Below are 20,385 nucleotides of genomic sequence, written 5' to 3'. Positions count from 1 at the left end.
GACGCTACCGCGCCGAGGCCCTGCGCAGCCGGGAGGCCCCGCGGCCCGGATCGCCCCCCGCACGGGCCATCGCCTCGGTGTAGACCTCGGCGGTGGCCTCCGCCGAGGCTCCCCAGCCGAAGCGGGCGGCACGACGGGCGGCAGCGGCTCCCAGCCGCTCGCCCAGGTCCGCGTGGTCCAGGAAGCGCTGCAGCACACGGGCCCAGTCGTGCGGATCGTGGCCGTCCACCAGGAAGCCGGTGCGGCCGTCCTGCACCGCGACCGGGAGGCCGCCCACCGCGGCGGCCACCACGGGGGTGCCGCAGGCCTGCGCCTCCAGCGCGACCAGGCCGAAGGACTCGCTGTGCGAGGGCATCACCAGCGCGGTGGCGGCTCGGTACCAGTCGACCAGCGCAGGCTGGCCGACCGGCGGATGGAAGCGGACGATGTCGCAGATGCCCAGCTGGGCGGCGAGCTTGTGCAGGCTCTCCGGACGGGCCAGGCCGCTGCCGCTGGGGCCGCCGACCACGGGGACCACCAGCCGCTCGCGGAGCGAGGGGTCGCGCTCCAGCAGCACCGCGACGGCGCGCAGCAGCACGTCCGGGGCCTTCAGCGGCTGTATTCGCCCGGCGAAGAGCAGCACCGTGGCCTCGGCCGGCAGGCCCAGGCGGGCACGCGCTGCCGTACGGCCCGCTCGCACCGCCGCCTCGTCGACCGGGCTGCCGCGGCCCTGGTCGCGCGGGCCGGCCGGGCGGAAGACCTCCAGGTTGACGCCGGGGTGCACGACGGCGAGCCGATGGGGGTCGGCGTCGTAGTGCAGGGCCAGCTCCGCCGCCTCGTCGTCGGTGTTGGCGATCAGGCGGTCGGCCGCGGCGACCACCTGGGTCTCGCCGATCACCCGGGCCGCGGGCTCGGGGGTGTCGCCCTCGGCGAGCGCGGCGTTCTTCACCTTCGCCATGGTGTGCATGGTGTGCACCAGGGGGACGCCCCAGCGGTCGGCGGCCAGCCAGCCGACCTGACCGGAGAGCCAGTAGTGGGAGTGCACCAGGTCGTAGTGGCCGGGACGCAGCCCGGCCTCGGTCCGCAGCACGCCGTGGGTGAAGGCGCAGAGCTGCGCCGGCAGCTCCTCCTTGACCAGTCCTTCGTACGGCCCGGCGGTGACATGGCGGACCAGCACGCCGGGCGCCAGCTCCACGGTGGGCGGCAGGTCGGAGGAGGTGGCCCGGGTGAAGACCTCCACCTCGACGCCCAGCGCCGCCAGGCGCTTGGACAGCTCCACGATGTAGACGTTCATACCGCCGGCGTCGCCGGTGCCCGGCTGGTGCAGTGGAGAGGTGTGCACGCTGAGCATCGCCACTCTTCGCGGACGGCGGGTGCGCCGGCTCGGGGCGAGCGTCTGGAAGGGGTTGAGACGGCCACGCTGCTGCTGCCCGCGCCGTACCGGCCGTGCAGGGTGCTGGCTCACCTGTGTCCTCCTGTGTTCTCCCCCACCGCTGCTGCCCGGCAGTCGGCGCGGGCGTCGCCCGGGGCGGGCCACGACTACGCGTCAACCGGATACCAACCACCGGAACGGCCCACTCGATTCCCCGTGACCAAAACGTGATCGGCGACTCCTGGGCTGTGCATGCTTCCGCGTACGCTGCCTGGCATGGCCCCCAGCTCCCCCGACCCGTCGCCTCCCGCTGCCCGCGGCCGGGCGGCGCGCCCGATCGGGGCGGTGACCCGGGGCACCACCAACCCCAACCGGCTGCGGCGGATGGACCGCTGGATCGCCGCCGTGCTCGGCCCGCAGCTGCGCCGGACCGCGGCCCCGCCGACCGCGGTGGACCTCGGCTACGGAGCGGCGCCCTGGACGGCGGTGGAGCTGCACTCCCGACTCGCGGCGGTGCGCCCCGACATCAGGGTGGTGGGCATCGAGATCGAACCGGAGCGGGTGGCGGCGGCACTGCCGTACGCCCGCCCGCCGGGCCTGTCCTTTCGGCGGGGCGGCTTCGAGATGCCGCTGGACGGTGGGGCGCGGCCGGTGCTGGTGCGGGCCGCCAATGTGCTGCGGCAGTACGGGGAGGCGGAGGTCGCCGCGGTGTGGGAGCGGCTCTGCGGGCGACTGGCGCCGGGCGGGCTGCTGGTGGAGGGCACCTGCGACGAGGTCGGGCGGCGGCATGTGTGGGTGGCGCTGGGGCCCGAGGGGCCGCGCACGGTGACCTTCGCGGCCCGGCTGGCGGGTCTGGAGCGTCCGGGCGAGCTGGCCGAGCGGCTGCCCAAGGCGCTGATCCACCGCAATGTGCCGGGCGAGGCGGTGCACGCCTTCCTGGCGGACTTCGACCGGGCCTGGGCCGCGGCGGCGCCCTACGCGGCGTTCGGGGCGCGGCAGCGCTGGGCGGCCTCCTGTGCGGCGCTGTCGGGGAGCTGGCCGCTGGTGGGGCCGCGCCGGCGGTGGCGGCTGGGCGAGGTGACGGTGGAGTGGCGGGCCGTGGCGCCCTGAGCAGCGGGTAGGGGCCGGGAAGCGGCGGGGGTACGGCGTGGCGGCCCGGGGAGCACGGCGTGGGCAGCCGCCGGCCGACGGGACGACGACGCTGACCAGGCATCGAGCGAATCACTCGAACGAGTTATCGATTACCGCTGGCGTGTTGACGCCCCCACCCGCCACGATGGGAACATGAGCACGACCCCCAGGGATCACCCGCCGATCCCTGACGCAGCGTCATCACCCAAGCCCCTGCGCCACCATGACCTCGCGGAAGATCTCGAAGGTCTCCGCCCCGAACAGCACAAAGCGCGCCTCCGCCACAGCGGCTCCCGACTCCGCCACCGCGGTCAGCGCGATCCGCGCGGCATCCTCGACCGGCCAGCCGTAGATGCCTGCGGAGACCGCGGGGAAGGCCACCGTCTCCGCGCCCAGCCCGTCCGCCACGCGCAGCGACTCCCGATAGCAGGAGGCCAGCAGCGCCGAGTTGTCCACCTCGGGCCGGTACACCGGCCCCACAGTGTGGATCACCCAGCGCGCCGGCAGCCGGCCCGCGGTGGTCGCCACCGCCTGGCCGGTCGGCAGGCCCTTGCCGTACCGGGAGGCACGCAGCCGTCGGCAGTCCGCGAGGATCTCCGGACCACCACGACGGTGGATCGCACCGTCCACCCCGCCGCCACCCAGCAGCGAGGAGTTGGCGGCGTTCACCACCGCGTCCACTTGCTGCTCGGTGATGTCACCCTGCACCAGCGTGATCCGCGTCACCAGTCGGCCTCCCTTCAGAACCCCTCCCCGTGGCCGTACCAGGCTATCCACGCAGGCCATCGCAGTGTGGATCGACGGGAAGCCCACGTCTGCCCCGGATTGCCCCAGCCACAGATCACGTTAAGGTCACGGGGAGATTCCCGGCGGGCGGTGTCCTGTGGGCACCGCCCACCGCTCCCGACCGTCACCCGGTCGGGGACAGAGAGGACCGACTGATGCCCGCACCCGGAGACCAGCGGGACCTCGGCGCACCGCATCCGGCCGGGTCCTGTGCGCCGCCGGCCCCGATACCCCGCCCCCGGCACGGCTCCGCTTCGGACGCCCCCGCCCCCGCCCCCATCCGCCTGCTGGTCGTCGAGGACGACGCGGGGGATGCCCAGCTCATCGGAGATCTGCTCGGCACCTCCGGGCAGCCCTTCGAGCTGCGCTGGGCCAGGGGCCTGGAACAGGCGGCCCGCGAGCTCACCCGCCCCGGCGAGGCCGTCGCCTGCGTGCTGCTGGACCTCGCCGTTCCCGACGCCCGAGGGCTCGCCGGGCTGCGAGCGCTGCTGCGGCGCGCCCCGCACACCGCTGTGCTCGTCCTCACCGGGGCCGCCGACGCCCATCTGGGCGCCGCCGCCGTGGCCGCCGGCGCCCAGGACTTCCTGGTCAAGCACGAGACCGACGGCCCGCTGCTGGCCCGCGCCATCCGCTATGCGGTGGAGCGCAAGCGCGCCGACGAGTCCCAGCGCCGGCTGGTCGAGGCGGAGCTCCGCGGCCAGGAGAACGCCCGGCTCCAGCGCCACCTGCTGCCCACCCCGCTGCTCGACGGCTCCGGACTGGCCTTCCACCGCCGCTATCGGCCCGGCCGCCGCCGGGCACTGCTCGGCGGCGACTTCTACGACGCGGTCCGCACCCAGGACGGCACCGTCCATGTGGTGATCGGCGACGTCTGCGGGCACGGACCCGACGAGGCGGCTCTCGGAGTCGCCCTGCGGATAGCGTGGCGGACCCTGGTCTTCGCCGGTCTCACCGGCGAGGCGCTGCTCTCCACCCTGCAGCGGGTGCTGGAGCACGAGCGGCGCAGCGACGAGATCTTCGCCACGCTGTGCATGCTGGTCGTCTCCCCCGACGCGGGCCACGCCGATCTGCATCTGGCGGGCCACCCTGCCCCGGTGCTGCTCCGGCCCGGCACCGCACCGGAGTTGCTGCCCGCCGACGATCCCGGCCCCGCGCTGGGCCTGGTCCCGGCCGGCAGCGGCCTGGACAGCTGGCCCGCGGTGAAGGTGCGCCTGGGCGGCGAGTGGGCGCTGCTGCTCTACACCGACGGTCTGATCGAGGGCCGGATCGGCGCGGGTTCGCGCCGCCTCGGCCAGGACGGGCTGCTCACCCTGGTGGCCGACCACCGCGAGGGCGGGCTGGCCCGCCAGCATCTGATCGACGCCGCCATCGCCGAGGTCGAGGAGCTCAACGGAGGGGCACTCACCGACGATGTCGCCGTGCTGCTGGTGGAGCGGGAGGCCGCAGCGAGCTGATCGCGCCCGGCCCCGGGCCGGGCCGGCCCGCGGGAACCCGTCGTTCCCCCGGCAGCCCGGTGCAGCCCCGGCCCGGACATGCAGCCGGCCCCAGCACCCTCTTCACAAGGGTGCCGGGGCCGTCGGCCGAAGACCGGGTCACGGACTGCCGCTCCGTGGATCCCGGCCGTGGATCACCAGGGTCCGTAGGGGCCCATGTTGCGCCGGTTGCCGCCTCGGCCACCGCCGGAGACACCCCGCACCGCGGGTCGCACATCCACCATGTAGACGATGGCGGCGACCAGGCCCGCCAGCACAAAGATGCCGAAGATGCTGGTGGTGAAGAGCAGATCGAGCACCACCGCCAGCCCCAGCACCACCAGCCAGAAGGGCTTGGTCTTCTTGTCCGCCGCCCGGTAGGCGTCCTCACGGCGGGTCGCGGCGTCGATCAGCGCCACGATCTTGAACACAATGATCGCGGTGACCAGCCACCACATCGGGTTGAGCCACTCGAGGGACATGACTGCACCGGCACCCGCTCCCATCAGCGGCCTCCTCCTCTGTCACGACTGTGACCATCATCGTGGCACGCGCACGGCCCGCACCGTGGAGAACGGCCCTCTTGCACCCGAAGTGCCCGCAGTCGCCGGCTCAGCTCTCCGAGGTCTTGCCCGCGGTCGACTTGCGAGCCGCCGTCCGCGGCTTGGGGGCCGTGGAGGGCTTGGCCGCGGCCGGCTTCTCGGCCGGCGCCACCGTCTCGGCCACGCCGTCGGCCGCAGCGGACACCTTGGACTGGAAGGTCGCGTCCTTCTCGCCGATCTGCTTGGCCGTCTCCTTGCGGCCGCGGTCGACGACCACCTTGCCGCGCTCGGCCAGCTCGTCGTAGACCTCCTTGGCCCTGACCGCCAGCTCGGCGGCCCGGCCCACCTGCTGCAGCGCGAAGGACTGCGCCTTCTCCTGCAGCACCTTGAGGTCGGTCGGCAGCGTGGTCACGGTCTCGGTGACCTTCGCCTGCGCCTCCACCAGCCGGGCCTGCGCCTCCTGCAGCCGTGCGGAGGCCTTCTCCTGGGCGGCCCTGCGGTCGGAGGTGATCTCCTCGACCTTCCCGGGGACCTCGCGCAGCTTCTCGTAGGCCAGGTCTCCGGCCCCGGCGAGGGCATAGAGCGGGGTCGGGTCGGTCAGCGTCTTCTTGAGTTCGTCGGTGATCGGCATGAGGGGTCCTCCCCTTGCGTCGTCTGCAGCGACCGTTCAGCCGCCGCTGGTCTCGTCGTCCTTCACGTCCTGCTTGATGTCCTGCTCGGCGTCCTGCGGCCGGTCCTTGGCGGCCCCCATCCCGGGGACCCGCATCTGCGCGGCCCTGGCGCCGACCGCCCTGACCGTCGCCACCGCCATCTCCACCGGTCCGGAAGAGGCCGGTGCGGACGACGCCGCAGCCGCGGCGTTCTCCTTGAGGAAGGAGTCGTATATCGCGAGCAGAACCTGCCTCTGCCGCTCGTTGATCAGCGGGTCGGCCAGGATCGCGGCCCGGAGTTCCAGGCCCTCCTCCTGCCGCTCGTCGAGGATTCCCGCCTGCACGTACAGCGTCTCCGCGGAGATCCGCAGCGCCTTGGCGATCTGCTGCAGGATCTCCGCACTCGGCTTGCGCAGCCCTCGCTCGATCTGGCTGAGATACGGGTTCGAGACTCCTGCGGCCTCGGCCAGCTGGCGCAGCGAGTACTGGGCGTTCCTCCGCTGCTCGCGGATGTACTCGCCCAGGGAGCCGACGTTCAGTGAGGCCATGACTCCATCGTGCACCCGAGTGCTAACTTTTGCAAGCACAATGCTTGCAACTGTGTCGCACGCCGTTGAGCTGCACCTGATCCACGGGCCCAGGAGGGGGCGGCCGCGGATAGGTGGCCGGGTTTGTACAGGTTCCCGGGCGGTCGGTACCGTGCCGATGTGCCCCGTGTGCCTCTCTCCGACCTCGTCCGGCTGCGCCAGGCCCGTGACCGGATGGACCGCGACTATGCACAGCCGCTGGACGTGTCGGCGCTGGCGCAGGTCGCCCTGATGTCGTCGGGCCACTTCTCGCGCAGCTTCCGCGCCGCCTTCGGGGAGACGCCGTACAGCTATCTCATGACCCGCCGGATCGAGCGGGCCAAGGCGCTGCTGCGGCGCGGCGACCTGTCGGTGACGGACGTCTGCATGGCGGTCGGCTGTACCTCGCTGGGTTCGTTCAGCTCACGGTTCACCGAGTTGGTCGGGGAGACCCCGAGTGCCTACCGGGCCCGCAACCACGACCAGGACCACGACGCCGCCCTCCCGGCCTGCGTCGCCAAGATCCACACCCGGCCGACCAGGAAGGCCAAGCCCCACTCCGCTTCGTAGCGTTCGCAGCGCGTGACGCGTACGCCGCCGGCTTGCGCAGTGTTCCGTCGCCGTCGCCGTCGAAGAAGCGGTCACGGCGAGGAGCTCGGTACCCAGATGCGCACCTCCCGCGTGGGCGAAGGGGGCCGGGCAGGTCGTCACATACCGCGGGGCGGGCCGATCCGGTCAGCAGAGGGCGAGGACGGTGCGGGCTGCCGCACGCCCGCCATACCGGCGGGGGCCCGGACGGACGGCCCTGCGCGCACCCCCGTCCGGGCAGGGCCGCCCGGGACGTCAGGCCGCCGCGGGCAGGTCGTTGTAGTCGGTGGCGCGCGGCTGGCCGGAGAGGGCGTGGATGGCGTCCATGATCTCGTCGGTGGCTTCGCGACGGGCCTGGGCCGCCCTGGTGCCGCCGGTCGGCTGCGGGAAGTGCAGCGGCGCGCCGAAGCGCACCGTCACCCGCCGGATGCGGGGGATTCTGGTGCCGACCGGCTGGATGCGGTCGGTGCCCAGGACCGCCACCGGCACCACCGGGGCACCGGACGTGAGCGCCAGCCAGGCGACCCCGGTGCGGCCCCGGTAGAGCCGCCCGTCGCGGGAGCGGGTGCCCTCCGGATAGATGCCGAAGGCGCCGCCACGCTCCAGTACTCCGAGGGCGGCTTCCAGGGAGGCCTGCGCCGAGCGGTGGGTGCCGCGCTCCACGGGTACCGCGTCGATGGCGGTGAAGAGACGCTTCAGCAGCCATCCCTTCACCCCCCGCCCCCGGAAGTACTCGGCCTTGGCGAGGAAGGCCACCGGACGGGGGGCCACCAGGGGGATGACCACGCTGTCGATGAAGGAGAGGTGGTTGGCGGCGAGGATCACCGCCCCGTTGCGGGGAACGTTCCGCCGGCCCTCGATCACCGGCCGGTACACCAGCCGGGCCAGCGGCGCGAGCACCAGTCGTACGGCGGCATGCAGCATGTGCGTCGTCCTCCTTCGGGATCGGTCAGCGCGGGATGGTGTCCGGGGCCGGTCAGCGCAGGATGGAGTCGCGGCGGGACCGCAGGGCCGCGACCACGGCCGCCGGGGCGGTGTCCGGCGAGCCCGCCGTGTAGGGCGGCCGGGGAGCGTACTCATGGCCGAGCTGGATGGCCTGGGCCGTGGTCTCGCCCGCGATGCGGCCGGCCAGGGCGAACGCCATGTCGATCCCCGCGGAGACCCCGGCCGCGGTGACGTACTTGCCGTCGAAGACCACCCGCTGGTCGACCGGGACCACCTCGAGCGGCGCCAGCTGGTCGGCGGCCAGCCAGTGGGTGGTGGCCCGGCGTCCGGTGAGCAGCCCGGCGGCGGCGAGCAGCAGGGAGCCGGTGCAGACGGAGGCCGTCCAGGAGGTGCGGGCGTCGACGGCGCGCAGCCAGTCGTGGAGCGGCCCGGGGTCCATCAGCGCGGCCTGGCCGGGGCCGCCGGGCACCACGACCACATCCGGGGCGGTGACGTCACCGAGGGCGGCCTCGGCCAGCAGCGCCAGACTGCCGACCTCATTGCGCACCGGGCCGGTCCGCTCCGCGACCAGGACGGTCTCGGCGCCCGGGAGGCGGCTGAGCACCTCGTACGGGCCCACGGCGTCCAGTGCGGTCATCCGGTCGAAGAGCAGTACGGCGATCTGCATCAGTCCCCCTCGGTGTCGGTTGCCCGGCCCAGGCCGAGCGTGTCCAGCGCGACCTCCAGCGCGGGCTCCAGGGCGTCCGCCCCGGCGGCCCGGGTGAGGGCGCCCATCAGCCACAGCTGGGTGAAGCCGTGCACGGCGGACCAGACGGCCGCTGCCAGCAGCCGGGTGTCGGTTCTGGTGCGCCACCCCTCGGCCTGGCAGTCCGCCACCAGGCCGACCAGCATCTCGAAGACCGGCCTGCTGGCCCGTCGCAGCAGCGGGTCGGAGGGCACCAGCAGGTCGGGCCGGGACATCAGCTCGAACAGACCCTGCCGCTCAACGGCGAAGCCCACATACATCCGGGCCGCGGCGCGCAGCCGGTCGGCGGCCGGCGGTCCGCAGTCCCGAGCCGCCTTCTCACGACGCCGTTCCAGCTCGCTGTAGCCCTCGGCGGCCACTGCGGACAGCAGCGCGGCCCGGCTGGGGAAGTGGCGCAGCGGCGCGCCGTGGGACACCTCGGCACGCCGGGCGATGGCGCGCAGGGTGAGGGCCTGGACGCCCTCCTCCTCGACCATGGCCAGGGCGCACTCCAGCAGGCGCTCCCGCAGGCCGCCCTCCGTGTCAGCGGTCATGTAGACAGTGTCCACATCGCAGTGGACACTGTCTACGCGGACCGAACCTGTCCGCATTGACCTCTACTGTCGGCTCATCGAAACCGACGGAGAGGTGGTCACCATGGATGAGCGGGATCTGCTGCTGGAGTTCCTGGCATCGCAGCGCGACGGGGTCCGCAGGGCCGCGCTTGGGCTCAGCGACCAGCAGGCGACGGCCCGGCCGACCGCCGGGCAGCTGTCGATCGGCGGGCTGGTCAAGCATCTGGCCAGGACCGAGCGCGGCTGGTTCTCGGTGATCCTGGCGGGCCGCCCGGATCCGGCACCGGATCGCGCCCAGCACTGGGACGAGGAGTTCACCGTGCTCCCCGGGGAGACCCTGGCGGGGCATCTGGCGGCGTACGAGGAGGTCGCCCGGGAGACCGCGGAGGTGGTCCGCGCCCTGCCCGACCTGGAGCTGATGGTGCCGCTGCCCGAGGCGCCGTGGTTCCCGCCGGGTGCCAAGGTCTCCGCGCGCTGGATCCTGCTGCACATGATCGAGGAGACGGCCCGCCACGCCGGTCACGCGGACATCGTCCGGGAGTCGTTGGACGGCGCGACCGCCCTCGATCTGTCGGCCGCCGCACAGGGCGGCTGACCGCCACACAGAGCGGCTGACCGCCGGTCAGGGGCGGGCACTGCGCAGATCGAGTGAGCGCAGCACCCGGTCGACCAGTTCGGGGTCCGCACCCGGTTCACTGCGCGCGGTCTGCATCTCGCGGCGGGAGGCGGAGAGCATCTCCCTCTCGACCTCGCGGAACCGCTCCGCATAGGCCATGCGCTCGCGGGCGGCGGCGCGCTGGCTCTCGTCGTAGGTCTCCGGGAGCGCCCTGATCAGCCGGTCCCGCTGGCGGCGGCGCAGCCGCTCCACCACTTCGTCGGGCAGTTCGCCCTCGGCCACCAGCTCCTTGAGTCTGGCCAGTCCGGCCCTGGTGGCGCGGTGCCACAGTTCGCGCTCGGTGCGCTCCTCGGCCGCGGAGTCGGCCCCGACACCCAGCAGGCGGACCAGCAGCGGCAGGGTGAGCCCCTGCACCAGCAGGGTGAAGAGGACCGTGCAGAAGGCCACGAAGAGAATCCGGTCGCGCTCCGGGAAGGGCCCACCGCCGTCGATGGTGCGGGGGATCGCCAGCGCAAGCGCCACCGAGGCGACTCCCCGCATCCCGGCCCACCACATCACCACGGTCTCCTGCCAGCTGAGCGGCTCGTCCTCGCCGTGCGCGCCGCCGTGGCTCAGCAGGCGGGAGAACCAGGCCGCGGGGAGCAGCCAGACGAACCGGACCAGCACCACCACGGCGATGACCGCCGCCGCGTCACCGAGCATCCCCCGCCAGTGGCCGTCCACCGACACCATCACGGTGTGCAGCTCCAGGCCGATCAGCCCGAACGCCATCCCAGTCACCAGCAGCTCCACCACCTCCCAGAAGGCGGTACCGGTGAGGCGGTAGGAGACGTCGTCCTCGTCGCCGGCGTGTGCGCCCAGGTGGAGGGCGCAGATCAGCACGGCCAGCACTCCGGAGCCGCCGAGCTGGTCGGCGATCACATAGGCGGCGAAGGGCACCAGCAGGCTCAGACCGACCTGCAGGGTGGCATCGCCGAGCAGACCCATCAGCCGGGCGCTGCCCCAGCCGAGGACCCAGCCCACCGCGACCGCGATCACCGCGGAGAACACCAGTCGGCCCAGTGCCCCGGGTGCCGAGAAGGTGCCGGACACCGTGGCACCGATCGCCACCCCGTAGATCACCAGCGCGGTGACGTCGTTGAACAGCCCTTCCCCTTCCAGTACCGACACCAGGCGCCGCGGCAGGCCGATGCTGCCGGCCACGGCGGTGGCCGCCACCGGGTCGGGCGGGGAGATCAGCGCACCCAGCGCCACCGCCGCGGCCACCGGCACACCCGGGACGAGCTGCCGGAGGACCGCGGCCACCACCGCCGTGGTGACCAGGACCAGTGCCACCGCGAGCAGCAGGATGGGGCGGACGTTGGTGCGGAACTGGCGCCATGAGGTGCGCTGCGCCGCGGCGTAGAGGAGCGGCGGCAGCACCAGCGGCAGGATCAGCTCCGGCTCGATGTGCACGTCGGGGACGAACGGCAGCAGTGCCAGCACGATGCCCAGCACCGTCATCAGAACCGGGGGCGGCAGCTTCAGCCTGCTCCCCACCGGCACGGACAGGATGCTGGCCAGCAGCACGACGAAGAGCAGGGTCAGCTGGTCCATGGGATTCGGATTCCCCGGCGGCCTCCCCGAATCCCATCTTGAACACGTTCAAAAACCGGGCTACAGTCATGCCCGACACAGTTTTGAACACGTTCGAAACGGAGCGGTCCCATGGACCTCACAGTCGTCAGCTACGCCGTCTACCTGCCGGTCGGCACCGCGCTGACCGTCTGGGTGGCACGCACCCTCAGCCGCAACGGGCGGCTCTTCCTGGCCGACGTCATGCAGGGCGACGAGAAGCTCGCCGACGCCGTCAACCATCTGCTGGTCGTCGGCTTCTACCTGGTCAACCTGGGGTTTGTCGCCCTGTGGATGAAGACCGACCAGCACATCGCCACCGTGCCCGGCGTCTTCGATGCGCTCTCGGTCAAGATCGGCACCGTACTGCTGGTGCTCGGAGCCCCGCATCTGCTCAATGTGTACGCGCTCAACCGCATCCGCCGCCGTGGGCTGATGGACCGCGAGCAGCGCCCGCCGGTGCCCCCGCAGGGCTGGGCCGCCGTCCGGCCGGCCCCGCAGCCCTGACGATCGGAGACCCGCGATGGCCACTCCGCCGCAACGCGTCCCGGCCCCGCCGCAGCCCGTCCGCCGGCTCACCGTGCTGCACGACCCCGCCTGCCCGCTCTGCCGCCACCTCGGCGACTGGCTGCGCCGCCAGCGGCAGCTGGTGGAGCTGGAGTTCGTCCCCGTCGCCTCCCCTGAGGCCCGGGAGCGCTTCCCCGGTGTGGACCACGACGCGGCGCTCGGGGAGATCATCGTCGTCGCCGACACCGGCGAGGTGTGGACCGGCCACCATGCCTTCGTCAGCTGCCTGTGGGCGCTCGCGGACCACCGTCCGCTGGCCCACCGGCTCAGTACCCCGGCGGGGCTGCCGCTCGCCCGCGCCGCCGCGTTCGCCGCGTCCAAGTACCGTGCGGCGACCAGGGGGAGGGCCGTACCGGGTGTCGAGGGGGCATCCGGTACGGCATCCCGCCCCGGCGACGACAGGAACCGGCCCGGACCGGGCTGCAGCACCGGGACGTGCGCCGCACCCGGCTAGGCTCGACCACCGTGGATGACGCCGTGCCCGACGACCCGGCCGCCGCAGACCTCGCCAAGCAGGTCCGCGGCGGTCGGGCGCGCCCCAAGACCGACAAGAGCGAGCAGACCCGGGCGCTGATCCTGGAGACCGCGATGCGGCTCTTCCGGGAGCACGGCTACGAGAAGACCACCATGCGGGCGATCGCGCGCGAGGCGGGCGTCTCGGTGGGCAACGCCTACTACTACTTCGAGGGCAAGGAATTCCTGATCCAGGGGTTCTACGACCGGATGACCCATGAGCACGCGGAGGACGCCCGGGCCCGGATGGCCGGCCGGACCGACTTCGCGGAGCGGCTGGCGATCGCGTTGGAGTCCTGGGTGGACTGCGCGGCCCCGTACCACGAGTTCGCCGCCCAGTTCTTCCGTACGGCGGCCGACCCCAGCAGTGCGCTCAGCCCCTTCTCCAACGAGTCCCATCCGGCGCGCAGCACCGCCGTCCAGATCTTCCGCGAGGTCCTGGACGGCTCCGCGCTGGGCCCCAAGATCGACCCCGAGCTGGACGAACTGCTGCCGGACCTGCTGTGGCTGCATCTGATGGTCGTCGTCCTCTACTGGGTCTTCGACCGCACCGAGGACACCGAGCGCACCCGGGCCTTTGTGAAGCGCTGCGCACCTTTCGTCGCCAAGCTGGTCGCTCTCTCGCGCTACCGGGTCTTCCGTCCGCTGGTCCGCGACGCGGTGGGCATGGTCGAGGACTTCGTCCTGCCGACCATCGGCAGGGCCACAGGCGTGCAGTCGGCCGCGACGGACACCCCTTCGGCCCGGAGCCGCAGACGGCGCAGCTGACGTCGCACACCCCCGGGCTCCCGGTCCCGCGGAGCCGGCCGATGCCGCCCATGCGTCCCCCACTGCCTGCCAGGGGGACGGCACAGAGCGGCGGCAGCGGCCGTCACGGGCCGGCGGTCGGGCGGCGGCGCTGGCCGGCGGGCACGATCAGGGGACCGGTCCCCGCGCCCGTGACCTCCGCGGACCGGGCCTCCCGGTACCAGGCGTCCGCGAGCGCCGTGGGGTCGCCCGGGCCGGGGAGCGGCTCTGCGGCCGGGGCGGGGACGGGCTCCGGAACAGCCGGGACCGGGAGGCCGGGCTGCCGGAGGGTGCCGTAGCGCTCCATCCGCTGCCAGCGCAGCCGGGTGCCCGCCACCGCGGTGAACACGGACTGGATCACCACCAGGTACATCAGCTGCCGATAGACGAACTGCTGCAGGGGCAGGCTCCACAACGGCCCCGGCCGCTCGCCGTCGAGGCGGAAGGCATAGCCGCCCATGGCCGTCTGCAGCAGCAGGAACGCCAGCCAGAGACCGGTGATGTGCAGCGGGTCGAGGAACCAGTCCGTAGAGCGCGAAGACGTCCACCACCGGGGCGAGGAGCGGGAGCAGCACCTGGAAGAGCAGCAGGTAGCCCAGCCCGCGGCGGCCCAGCCGCCCGGACGGGCCGCGCTGGACCAGGGCCCGGCGGTGCTTCCACATCGCCTGGAGGGTGCCGTAGCACCAACGGTAGCGCTGCCGCCACAGGGCGCCCAACGAGGCGGGTGCCTCGGTCCACGCCCTGGCGCGCTCCTCGTACACCACCCGCCAGCCGGCCCGGCAGAGGGCCATGGTGAGGTCGGTGTCCTCGGCCAGGGTGATGTCACTGACCCCACCGACGCCGATCAGCGCTCCTCGGCGGAAGGCGCCGACCGCGCCGGGCACCGTGGGCATGCACTCGGCGAGGTCGAAGAGGCGCCGGTCCAGGTTGAAGCCGACCACGTACTCGATGTGCTGCCACCGCCCCAGGAGTCCGCCCCGGTTGGCGACCTTGGCGTTGCCTGACACCGCGCCGACCCGGGGGTCGGCGAAAGGCTGCACCAGCATCCGCACCGCGTCGGGTTCAAAGACCGTGTCGCCGTCGACCATCACCACCAGATCACAGGAGGCAGCGGCGATACCGGTGTTGAGAGCGGCCGGCTTGCCTGCGTTCGGCTGTCTGATGACGCGTACGCCGGACAGCCCCAGCGACTCCACCAGGTCCGCGGTGCCGTCGGTCGATCCGTCGTCCACCACGATCACCTCGACCGGGTGGTCGGAGGCCAGCAGGGAGCGGACCGCCGCCTCGATGCCCGCGCTCTCGTTGTAGGCCGGGACGATCACGCTGACAGGTACGAGGACCGGAGGCCCCCAGGGCATCTCCCGCTGCCGGACATGCCGCCGCGCAGCCACCACCACGGCTGCGGCGCGCAGCACACTGAGCGCACCGGCCGCCCAGAGCAGCCAGGAGATCGCGGTCAGCGTCCAGCCGCTGATCTGCAGAACACGGATCAGGGCGATCCCCTGCCAGTGGTCGCGGGTGCTCGCGGGCCGCACCGGATCGGGGATGCCCACCGCATCGCTGACAGTGGTGAGCCGGAAGCCCTTCTGCCGCAGTTCGGGCACCAGCAGGTCCAGTGCGCGAACGGTCTGCGCCCGGTCACCACCCGCGTCGTGCATCAGCACGATCTGGCCCGCGGTCCCTCGGGGGGTGGCATTGGCGACGATCCGGTCGACGCCCGGCCGCTGCCAGTCCTCGCTGTCCAGGGTGGTGAGGACCGTGAGGTAGCCCTCCTGCCCGGCCTGGCGGACCGCTGCCCAGTCGGCGTTGTCCAGGGCGTCGTTGGAGGAGGAGTACGGGGGGCGCAGCAGCGGACTGACGACTCCCCCCGCGCCCGCAACCGCCAGCTGTGCCTCGCGCAGTTCCAGCGAGCGCCGCCAAGGTGCGACGGCGCCCAGGTCGGGGTGGGTGAAGGTGTGGAGCCCGATCTGATGGCCCTCGGCGACGATCCGCCGTACCAGGTCGGGATGGGCGGCGGCCTGGGTGCCCACCAGGAAGAAGGTGGCGTGCACATGGTTGCGCCGCAGCACGTCCAGGATCCGGGGTGTCCAGACCGGGTCCGGGCCGTCGTCGAAGGTCAGCGCGACGGTGCGGCTGCGGGGTCGGGCGGTTCGGGCGGTGGCGCCCTGCACGACGGGGCCCCCCGAGGCCACCTGGGCAGGGACCGCGTTCGCTGCTCCCTGAGCCCTGGGGGCGCCGTCCGCCGTGCTGTCGAACATGTGCTGGGTGTAGCCCTGCAGCAGCAGCGCCGCCGACAGAGTCAGCAGCAGCACAGCCAGCAGCAGCCAGTGGGTGCGCAGGGGGACGGCCCGCAGGGCGCGGGCTGGTGCGGCCCGGTGGCGGTGTCGGGATCGGGTCACGGGAGTCTCTCCGGTGGGGATCGGCTACGGGTGCGAGGTGGGGCGGTGGCTCGCACCGGGCGCCGCGCCGGAGTTGCCGTGGCCCTTCGCCGTGGAGGGGGCGGCCGACGCGGTGGGCGCGCTTGCGGGTGCCGTGGTGGATCCCACGGTGGCGGCCGGGGTCGCCGCCGAGGGGGACGCCGCCGCAGCGGGAGCCTGCGGTCTGCCTGCGGGCGTTACCCCGGCTCCTGCACGCCCCGGCGTTCCGTCACCGTTCGCAGGCGGGTGGGTGCCCGGAGCCGGACGGAGGGAAGGCACCGCTCCGACGGGCGCCGGGTGGTGCGAGGGCTGGGAGGCGGGGAGCAGCGGCACCTGCAGCGTGGGACCGCCGAGCACGGTGCTGAGCAGCAGTGCGAGATAGCCGGCCCCCAGTACCGCGAGCAGCCCGCCCAGCCGGCGCACCAGGCGCCCGCGCCGTCCGGAGGCGTCCACGAACACCGGCCGGGTCCGCCGTGGGAATCCCGCCGCGCCCGGACCTGTGTCGTCATCGGGGACGCGCACGCGAGTCAGGGCGTCTTCGCTCACCATCATGGGTTCCCGGGGATGAGGTCCGGTCGGCGGCAGTGGGGGCCGGTCGGAGGGGACGGCTGGATCCGGCGGATCCGTTGACGGACAGACGTAAGGGCGGACAGGTCAGGCGTTGGACCGGGCGGTACGCGGCGGTGCGGCCCGAGTGGTGGGGGCGGACGGGCGGGAAGCGGGGGGGTGCTCCCGCCCGTCCGCGGCCCCCGAGGGGCCGGCGGCCGCCGGCGCGGCCGCTGACCGGGTGGCGGCAGAGCGGGGGACGACCGCCGCACACCCGGGGTCGAGGGGTCAGCCGGGGCGCCCTCCCGGCTTTGCGGTGGACCTCGTTGCCTTTGCCGCAGGCCGGTTCGGACGGCTCGGGTCGGCCCCGTGGCTGCCGTGGTCCGAGGTCGCGGCGGGGGTGTGCCCGCTCCGCCCACCGGGGGCGGTCGGCGGGCCGCCCGAGGGTCGGCCGTGCAGCACGGCCGCGCAGTAGGCCGAGATGTGCTGCTGCCCGCCGGCCGCCTCGACCAGCCCCGGAAAGGCCGGGTCGGCCCGGGCGGCGGCGCGCCCGAGGGACCCCGCCGACCAGCTGCGGCACAGCTCGCTCCCGGCCGGTCCGGCGGAGGCTGCCGCACTGGGCGGAACACTGGCCCCCCGAACGCCTGGGGATACCCCGTGCGATGCCGCGCCGGAGCCGGTACTGCCGGACGGGGCGCGACGGGTGGCCGCCGGGCCGGATCGGGGCGCGTCCTGCTGGGCGCCGGGGAGGTGGCCCGTGCCGGCCGCGAGCGCGACACCACCGAGCGCCGTGACGACGAGGGCGGCCAGCGCCGCCTTCACCCCCGTGCGCCCGGTGTACAGGGCCGCGCTCGCGTTCATGGTCGTTCTCCGTGGCTGCCGGACAGGTCCGAGACGGGCCTCCCGAAAGGCTGCCAGCGCCGCCCGCTCGCCCGGCTGCTCCCCGTCGGCCGGCGGCGGGGCCGCGGCCGAGGCGAACAGGTCGGCGAGGGCTGCGCGACCGCTGTCTGGGTCGACCGGACGGCCGTCGAGCAGCCGCTCGGCGGTCGCCCGATCAATCCGTCGGGAACGGTTGGTCCTCATCTCGTTTCCTTCAGCGTCGACGGGCTCATCCGTGTCACACCCGGGCCTGAATCGCCCTCCGGCGGTGGCGTCCCGGAGCGGTCCAGCAGGTCGGCGAGTCGGCGAAGGCCCCGGTGGGCGGCCATCCGGACGGCTCCCGGCCGCTTGCCGAGGACCCGGGCCGCACCGGCCGCGTCCAGGTCCATCACGACGCGCAGCAGTACGGCCTCCGCCTGGTCGCGGGGAAGCGTCCTGATGAGGGCGAGCGCTGCCTCGGTGGCCACCGAGGAGAGCGCGGAGCCTGCCGGGTCGTCCCCGGCGGGCAGCTCGGCCAGGTACTCGACGGGCGCGCCGGTGCGCGGGGCGCGGCGGAGGCGGCGCAGATGGTCCAGGGCGCGGTGGCGGCCGACCGTCGCGACCCAGCCGCGGAAGCCGTCGGAGTCGCCGTGGAAGGCCGCCAGGTCACGTGCGACCTGCAGCCAGGTCTCGGACGCCACATCCTCGGCGTCGTCGCCGACGAGGGTCCACAGATAGCGCAGCAGTCCGGGCTGGACGGCCCGGAAGAGCGTCCGGAACGCCGCCTCGTCACCGGTCCGGGCGGCTTCCACCGCGGCGGAGAGATCGGCGGGGCCGGCCCGCCGCAGGGCGCCCTGACCGGTCTCCCCCACAGCGGCGACATCGTCACCGCTGCCGTACTTCTCAGGTCTCTGCACGCGGGCCATCATGCGGCACCGCCGCCCCCGGCGTGGGCCGGGGACGGCGGCGGGGTCCGGGCGGGGCCGGTCAGAACATGTCGGGGCACCAGGGACGCTGCGGGGTGCGCAGCGTCAGATCGGCCCGTACGGCGGCGCCCGGCACCAGCTCGTCGACCAGGCCGGCGGCCGCCAGCCGGGGCACGGTCTCACCGCCCAGCAGCAGCGAGCCCAGGGCGCCCACGCCCAGGGACAGGTCGGCGGGGTCGGCGGTGCGGGTGCAGCTGCCGCTGCCGTCGGCCGCGGTCTCCAGCGCCCAGCGGCCCTCGGCGTACCCGGCAGGGTCGGCCACCTCGAAGACGACCCGGCCGGGCGCACCGTAGGTCCTGGCGCCGAAGGCCGCCGCGACGTCCAGCACCCGCAGCCACATGAAGTCGTCGCTGTGCGGGGTGGCGCGGGCCGCGCGCGGGTCGTTCAGCAGCAGCGGCAGCGGGTCGTCGGGGGCGATGTTGTTCACCACCACCCGGCGCATCCAGTCGACCGAGAAGGCGAACCGCCACAGCGCCGCGGCCGACGCTCGGTCCACCGCGAAGTGGTCGCGGACGGTCAGGGTGCAGTCGGGGCGCTTGCCGTCCCAGGTGTCGTCCACGGCGTACACCAGCATGCCGGTCACCTGGCCGTCCGCGTCCCGGTGGAGGGCGACGAAAGGCTCCGTCCAAGCGGCGCTCGGCAGCCTCAGATCGCCGGTGCGCACACGCCAGTTGACCTCCAGGCGCTCGATCGCGCCGGGCTGGGAGCGGCGGTAGCGGTCGAAGAGCGCGGGGGCCAGCTTGCGGACCTCGGCCATGGAGGCGAAGTCGATCCGGCCGGCGCCCTCCCCCGGCACCGGACGCAGGCCACCGGCCCGGGCCAGGTCGATCTCCAGGCCGCCGCAGCGGGTGGCCGGGCCGAAGCCGAACCGGCCGTAGATGTTGTACTCGGCGGCGACCAGGATCGCGACCGCCTCGCCACGCGCCGCGGCTGCGGCCAGATCGCGGTCCATCATCCGGCTGAGCAGCCCGCGCCGCCGATGGGTGGCGATCACGGTGACATTGCTGATCGCATCGGCGGTCAGCACACCCCCGCCCGGCATCGACAGCTCGGTGGCGAAGCTGCGGAAGGTGCCGACGCAGTGGTCGCCGTCGAAGGCGCCCAGCGAGCGGCCGGGCTGGAAGAACGCCCGCCGGAAGTCCGTCCCGCCGGGGTCGCTCGCCCGCATGAAGCCCACATCGAGCGCCTGGCCCCAAGCGGACAGCTCAGCTCGGTGATCTCACGGATGTCGATGTCGCGCCGGCCGCCCGGGTCGCTGGTCTGCTTGGCCATAGGGGCACCGTACGGCCGCCCGGTGGGATGGGTCACCCGCTTTTCCGCCGGGCACCCCGGCCCCCGCCGGCACGGCAGCGCCGCGGTCCCGACGGGTGTTCCGGTCGTTCCTCCCGGCACCCGGTCCGTGTCCGCGCGGCCGCCTGCCTGCCTGCCCGCCGGCTGCCGGCTGCCGACTGCCGGGCTCTACCAGCGGTAGCCGTCCCCGGCCAGGAGGTCCTCGATCCGGGCCTCGCCCTCCCGGTAGCGGCGGGTGATCTCGGCACTGCAGCGGTCCACGGTGCCCTGCAGGGACTGCCGACGGCGCGAGACCTCCCGCTCGTGGGCCGCCAGCCGCTCCAGGGCGGCGGCGAGCGCGACGTCGCCGTTGGCGGCGAGGTCGGCCAGCTGCACATCGCCCATCAGCCGGTCGGCCTCGTCGCCGTACCGCTCGCCGCGGGGGGTGCCGAGGGTGACATGGCGGGCGCTGCGGAAACGGGCCGGGCCGTCGGCAAGGATCTGCGGCAGACGGTCCAGGAGGTTCTCCGTCGGGGCCGGCTGCTCCGCGCCGCCGGAGCGGCGGGCCAGCTCGGCGCGGAGGATGTCGATCCGTCCCTGGAGCAGGCGGCGGAGGTAGGAGAGGTCCGCCTCGTCCTCCTGGGCGGAGCGGCGCAGCGCCCGCAGCTCGTCGAGTCCCAGGCCGGAGGGCGCCCGCCCGTCGGCCGGGACCGCCGACGGCGCCTCCGCCGAGGAGGGGTCGAAGGCGCCGTCCGACGCTGTGTGCTCATCCATCAGCCACCTGCTGTCCTTCGGTCGGTCCCCGGCTCTGTCCCCCGCTCCGGGTCACGCCGGTCCAGAACCCCGCGGTTCCCCGGCGGAGCGACCGGCACCCGTCCGGGGG

The 20,385-nt window shown here is 73.9% G+C and carries 21 protein-coding genes and 1 pseudogene; 7 read left to right on the top strand and 15 right to left on the bottom strand.

The genetic code is table 11. From position 1 onward, the window contains the following. Window positions 1–4: 4 nt before the first annotated feature. Complete coding sequence (mshA, locus tag AB0761_RS20915) at window positions 5–1,444, bottom strand: D-inositol-3-phosphate glycosyltransferase (RefSeq protein WP_377270617.1); 1,440 nt, start codon at window positions 1,442–1,444, stop codon at window positions 5–7. 183 nt (window positions 1,445–1,627) lie between these two features. Here mshA and AB0761_RS20910 point away from each other — a divergent pair, with 183 nt between their 5' ends. After that, window positions 1,628–2,461, top strand: coding sequence for a class I SAM-dependent methyltransferase (locus AB0761_RS20910; protein ID WP_377270616.1), 834 nt, complete (start codon window positions 1,628–1,630; stop codon window positions 2,459–2,461). A gap of 222 nt (window positions 2,462–2,683) precedes the next feature. On the opposite strand, the gene AB0761_RS20905 is transcribed toward AB0761_RS20910, so the two are convergent. Beyond that, window positions 2,684–3,208 (bottom strand): O-acetyl-ADP-ribose deacetylase, encoded by a 525-nt coding sequence (locus AB0761_RS20905; RefSeq protein WP_377270615.1) that lies wholly within the window; start codon window positions 3,206–3,208, stop codon window positions 2,684–2,686. A 215-nt stretch (window positions 3,209–3,423) separates the two neighbouring features. Between AB0761_RS20905 and AB0761_RS20900 the strand changes: the two genes are divergently transcribed. After that, window positions 3,424–4,722, top strand: a complete 1,299-nt coding sequence (locus AB0761_RS20900) for a PP2C family protein-serine/threonine phosphatase (protein WP_377270614.1) — start codon at window positions 3,424–3,426, stop codon at window positions 4,720–4,722. 173 nt (window positions 4,723–4,895) lie between these two features. Here the strand turns inward: AB0761_RS20900 and AB0761_RS20895 are convergent, their stop codons facing one another. The 3 genes from AB0761_RS20895 to AB0761_RS20885 form a co-directional block, all read right to left on the bottom strand. Further along, window positions 4,896–5,222 (bottom strand): DUF2516 family protein, encoded by a 327-nt coding sequence (locus AB0761_RS20895; protein ID WP_377270613.1) that lies wholly within the window; start codon window positions 5,220–5,222, stop codon window positions 4,896–4,898. A gap of 130 nt (window positions 5,223–5,352) precedes the next feature. Next, window positions 5,353–5,913, bottom strand: a complete 561-nt coding sequence (locus AB0761_RS20890) for a hypothetical protein (protein ID WP_377270612.1) — start codon at window positions 5,911–5,913, stop codon at window positions 5,353–5,355. 36 nt (window positions 5,914–5,949) lie between these two features. Then, window positions 5,950–6,480: a helix-turn-helix domain-containing protein gene (locus AB0761_RS20885; RefSeq protein WP_377270611.1), complete on the bottom strand. Its 531-nt coding sequence runs from the start codon at window positions 6,478–6,480 to the stop codon at window positions 5,950–5,952. Window positions 6,481–6,693: 213 nt separating this feature from the next. On the opposite strand from AB0761_RS20885, the gene AB0761_RS20880 reads away from it, so the two are divergent. Then, complete coding sequence (locus AB0761_RS20880) at window positions 6,694–7,068, top strand: helix-turn-helix transcriptional regulator (RefSeq protein WP_377274236.1); 375 nt, start codon at window positions 6,694–6,696, stop codon at window positions 7,066–7,068. A 273-nt stretch (window positions 7,069–7,341) separates the two neighbouring features. Here AB0761_RS20880 and AB0761_RS20875 read toward each other — a convergent pair whose 3' ends face one another. From AB0761_RS20875 to AB0761_RS20865, 3 genes are read right to left on the bottom strand one after another with little or no spacing between them, the layout of a single operon-like run. Continuing rightward, entirely contained in the window at window positions 7,342–8,010 is a 669-nt protein-coding gene (locus AB0761_RS20875; RefSeq protein WP_377270609.1) for a lysophospholipid acyltransferase family protein, read from the bottom strand. A 52-nt stretch (window positions 8,011–8,062) separates the two neighbouring features. Continuing rightward, window positions 8,063–8,698, bottom strand: coding sequence for a DJ-1/PfpI family protein (locus tag AB0761_RS20870; protein ID WP_377270607.1), 636 nt, complete (start codon window positions 8,696–8,698; stop codon window positions 8,063–8,065). Beyond that, the gene (locus tag AB0761_RS20865) at window positions 8,698–9,309 is read right to left on the bottom strand and encodes a TetR/AcrR family transcriptional regulator (RefSeq protein WP_377270605.1); all 612 of its coding nucleotides are present in this window, start codon (window positions 9,307–9,309) and stop codon (window positions 8,698–8,700) included. The genes AB0761_RS20870 and AB0761_RS20865 overlap by 1 nt, the downstream gene beginning before the upstream one ends. A gap of 103 nt (window positions 9,310–9,412) precedes the next feature. Here AB0761_RS20865 and AB0761_RS20860 point away from each other — a divergent pair, with 103 nt between their 5' ends. Then, entirely contained in the window at window positions 9,413–9,925 is a 513-nt protein-coding gene (locus AB0761_RS20860) for a DinB family protein (RefSeq protein WP_377270604.1), read from the top strand. Window positions 9,926–9,952: 27 nt separating this feature from the next. On the opposite strand, the gene AB0761_RS20855 is transcribed toward AB0761_RS20860, so the two are convergent. Continuing rightward, complete coding sequence (locus tag AB0761_RS20855) at window positions 9,953–11,542, bottom strand: Na+/H+ antiporter (RefSeq protein ID WP_377270603.1); 1,590 nt, start codon at window positions 11,540–11,542, stop codon at window positions 9,953–9,955. Between the two features lie 111 nt (window positions 11,543–11,653). Between AB0761_RS20855 and AB0761_RS20850 the strand changes: the two genes are divergently transcribed. From AB0761_RS20850 to AB0761_RS20840, 3 genes are read left to right on the top strand one after another with little or no spacing between them, the layout of a single operon-like run. Next, on the top strand, window positions 11,654–12,067 hold the full coding sequence (locus AB0761_RS20850; protein ID WP_377270602.1) for a hypothetical protein: 414 nt from the start codon (window positions 11,654–11,656) through the stop codon (window positions 12,065–12,067). A 16-nt stretch (window positions 12,068–12,083) separates the two neighbouring features. Then, the gene (locus AB0761_RS20845) at window positions 12,084–12,581 is read left to right on the top strand and encodes a thiol-disulfide oxidoreductase DCC family protein (protein WP_377270600.1); all 498 of its coding nucleotides are present in this window, start codon (window positions 12,084–12,086) and stop codon (window positions 12,579–12,581) included. Between the two features lie 11 nt (window positions 12,582–12,592). Next, complete coding sequence (locus AB0761_RS20840; RefSeq protein ID WP_377270599.1) at window positions 12,593–13,408, top strand: TetR family transcriptional regulator; 816 nt, start codon at window positions 12,593–12,595, stop codon at window positions 13,406–13,408. Between the two features lie 611 nt (window positions 13,409–14,019). On the opposite strand, the pseudogene AB0761_RS20835 reads toward AB0761_RS20840, so the two are convergent. The 6 genes and pseudogenes from AB0761_RS20835 to AB0761_RS20810 all read right to left on the bottom strand — a co-directional run. Beyond that, a pseudogene (locus tag AB0761_RS20835) lies at window positions 14,020–15,684 on the bottom strand (bifunctional polysaccharide deacetylase/glycosyltransferase family 2 protein); the annotation flags it as partial. 165 nt (window positions 15,685–15,849) lie between these two features. Next, window positions 15,850–16,365 carry a hypothetical protein gene (locus AB0761_RS20830; protein ID WP_377270598.1) on the bottom strand — a complete coding sequence of 172 codons (516 nt, stop codon included), beginning with the start codon at window positions 16,363–16,365 and terminating at the stop codon, window positions 15,850–15,852. Window positions 16,366–16,677: 312 nt separating this feature from the next. Then, entirely contained in the window at window positions 16,678–17,472 is a 795-nt protein-coding gene (locus tag AB0761_RS20825) for a hypothetical protein (RefSeq protein ID WP_377270597.1), read from the bottom strand. After that, the gene (locus tag AB0761_RS20820) at window positions 17,469–18,173 is read right to left on the bottom strand and encodes an RNA polymerase sigma factor (RefSeq protein ID WP_377270596.1); all 705 of its coding nucleotides are present in this window, start codon (window positions 18,171–18,173) and stop codon (window positions 17,469–17,471) included. Before AB0761_RS20820 ends, AB0761_RS20825 begins: the two co-directional genes overlap by 4 nt. Window positions 18,174–18,234: 61 nt before the next feature. Continuing rightward, a complete protein-coding gene (locus AB0761_RS20815; RefSeq protein WP_377270595.1) occupies window positions 18,235–19,401 on the bottom strand; it encodes a GNAT family N-acetyltransferase in 1,167 nt (388 codons plus the stop codon). Between the two features lie 290 nt (window positions 19,402–19,691). After that, window positions 19,692–20,276 (bottom strand): ABC transporter substrate-binding protein, encoded by a 585-nt coding sequence (locus AB0761_RS20810; protein ID WP_377270594.1) that lies wholly within the window; start codon window positions 20,274–20,276, stop codon window positions 19,692–19,694. Window positions 20,277–20,385 lie beyond the last annotated feature (109 nt).

It is taken from the genome of Peterkaempfera podocarpi, from assembly GCF_042466665.1.
Taxonomy (GTDB): Bacteria; Actinomycetota; Actinomycetes; order Streptomycetales; family Streptomycetaceae; genus Peterkaempfera; species Peterkaempfera podocarpi.
The sequence above is the reverse complement of the archived record's forward strand: the minus strand, read 5'-3'. Positions and strand labels throughout refer to the sequence as shown.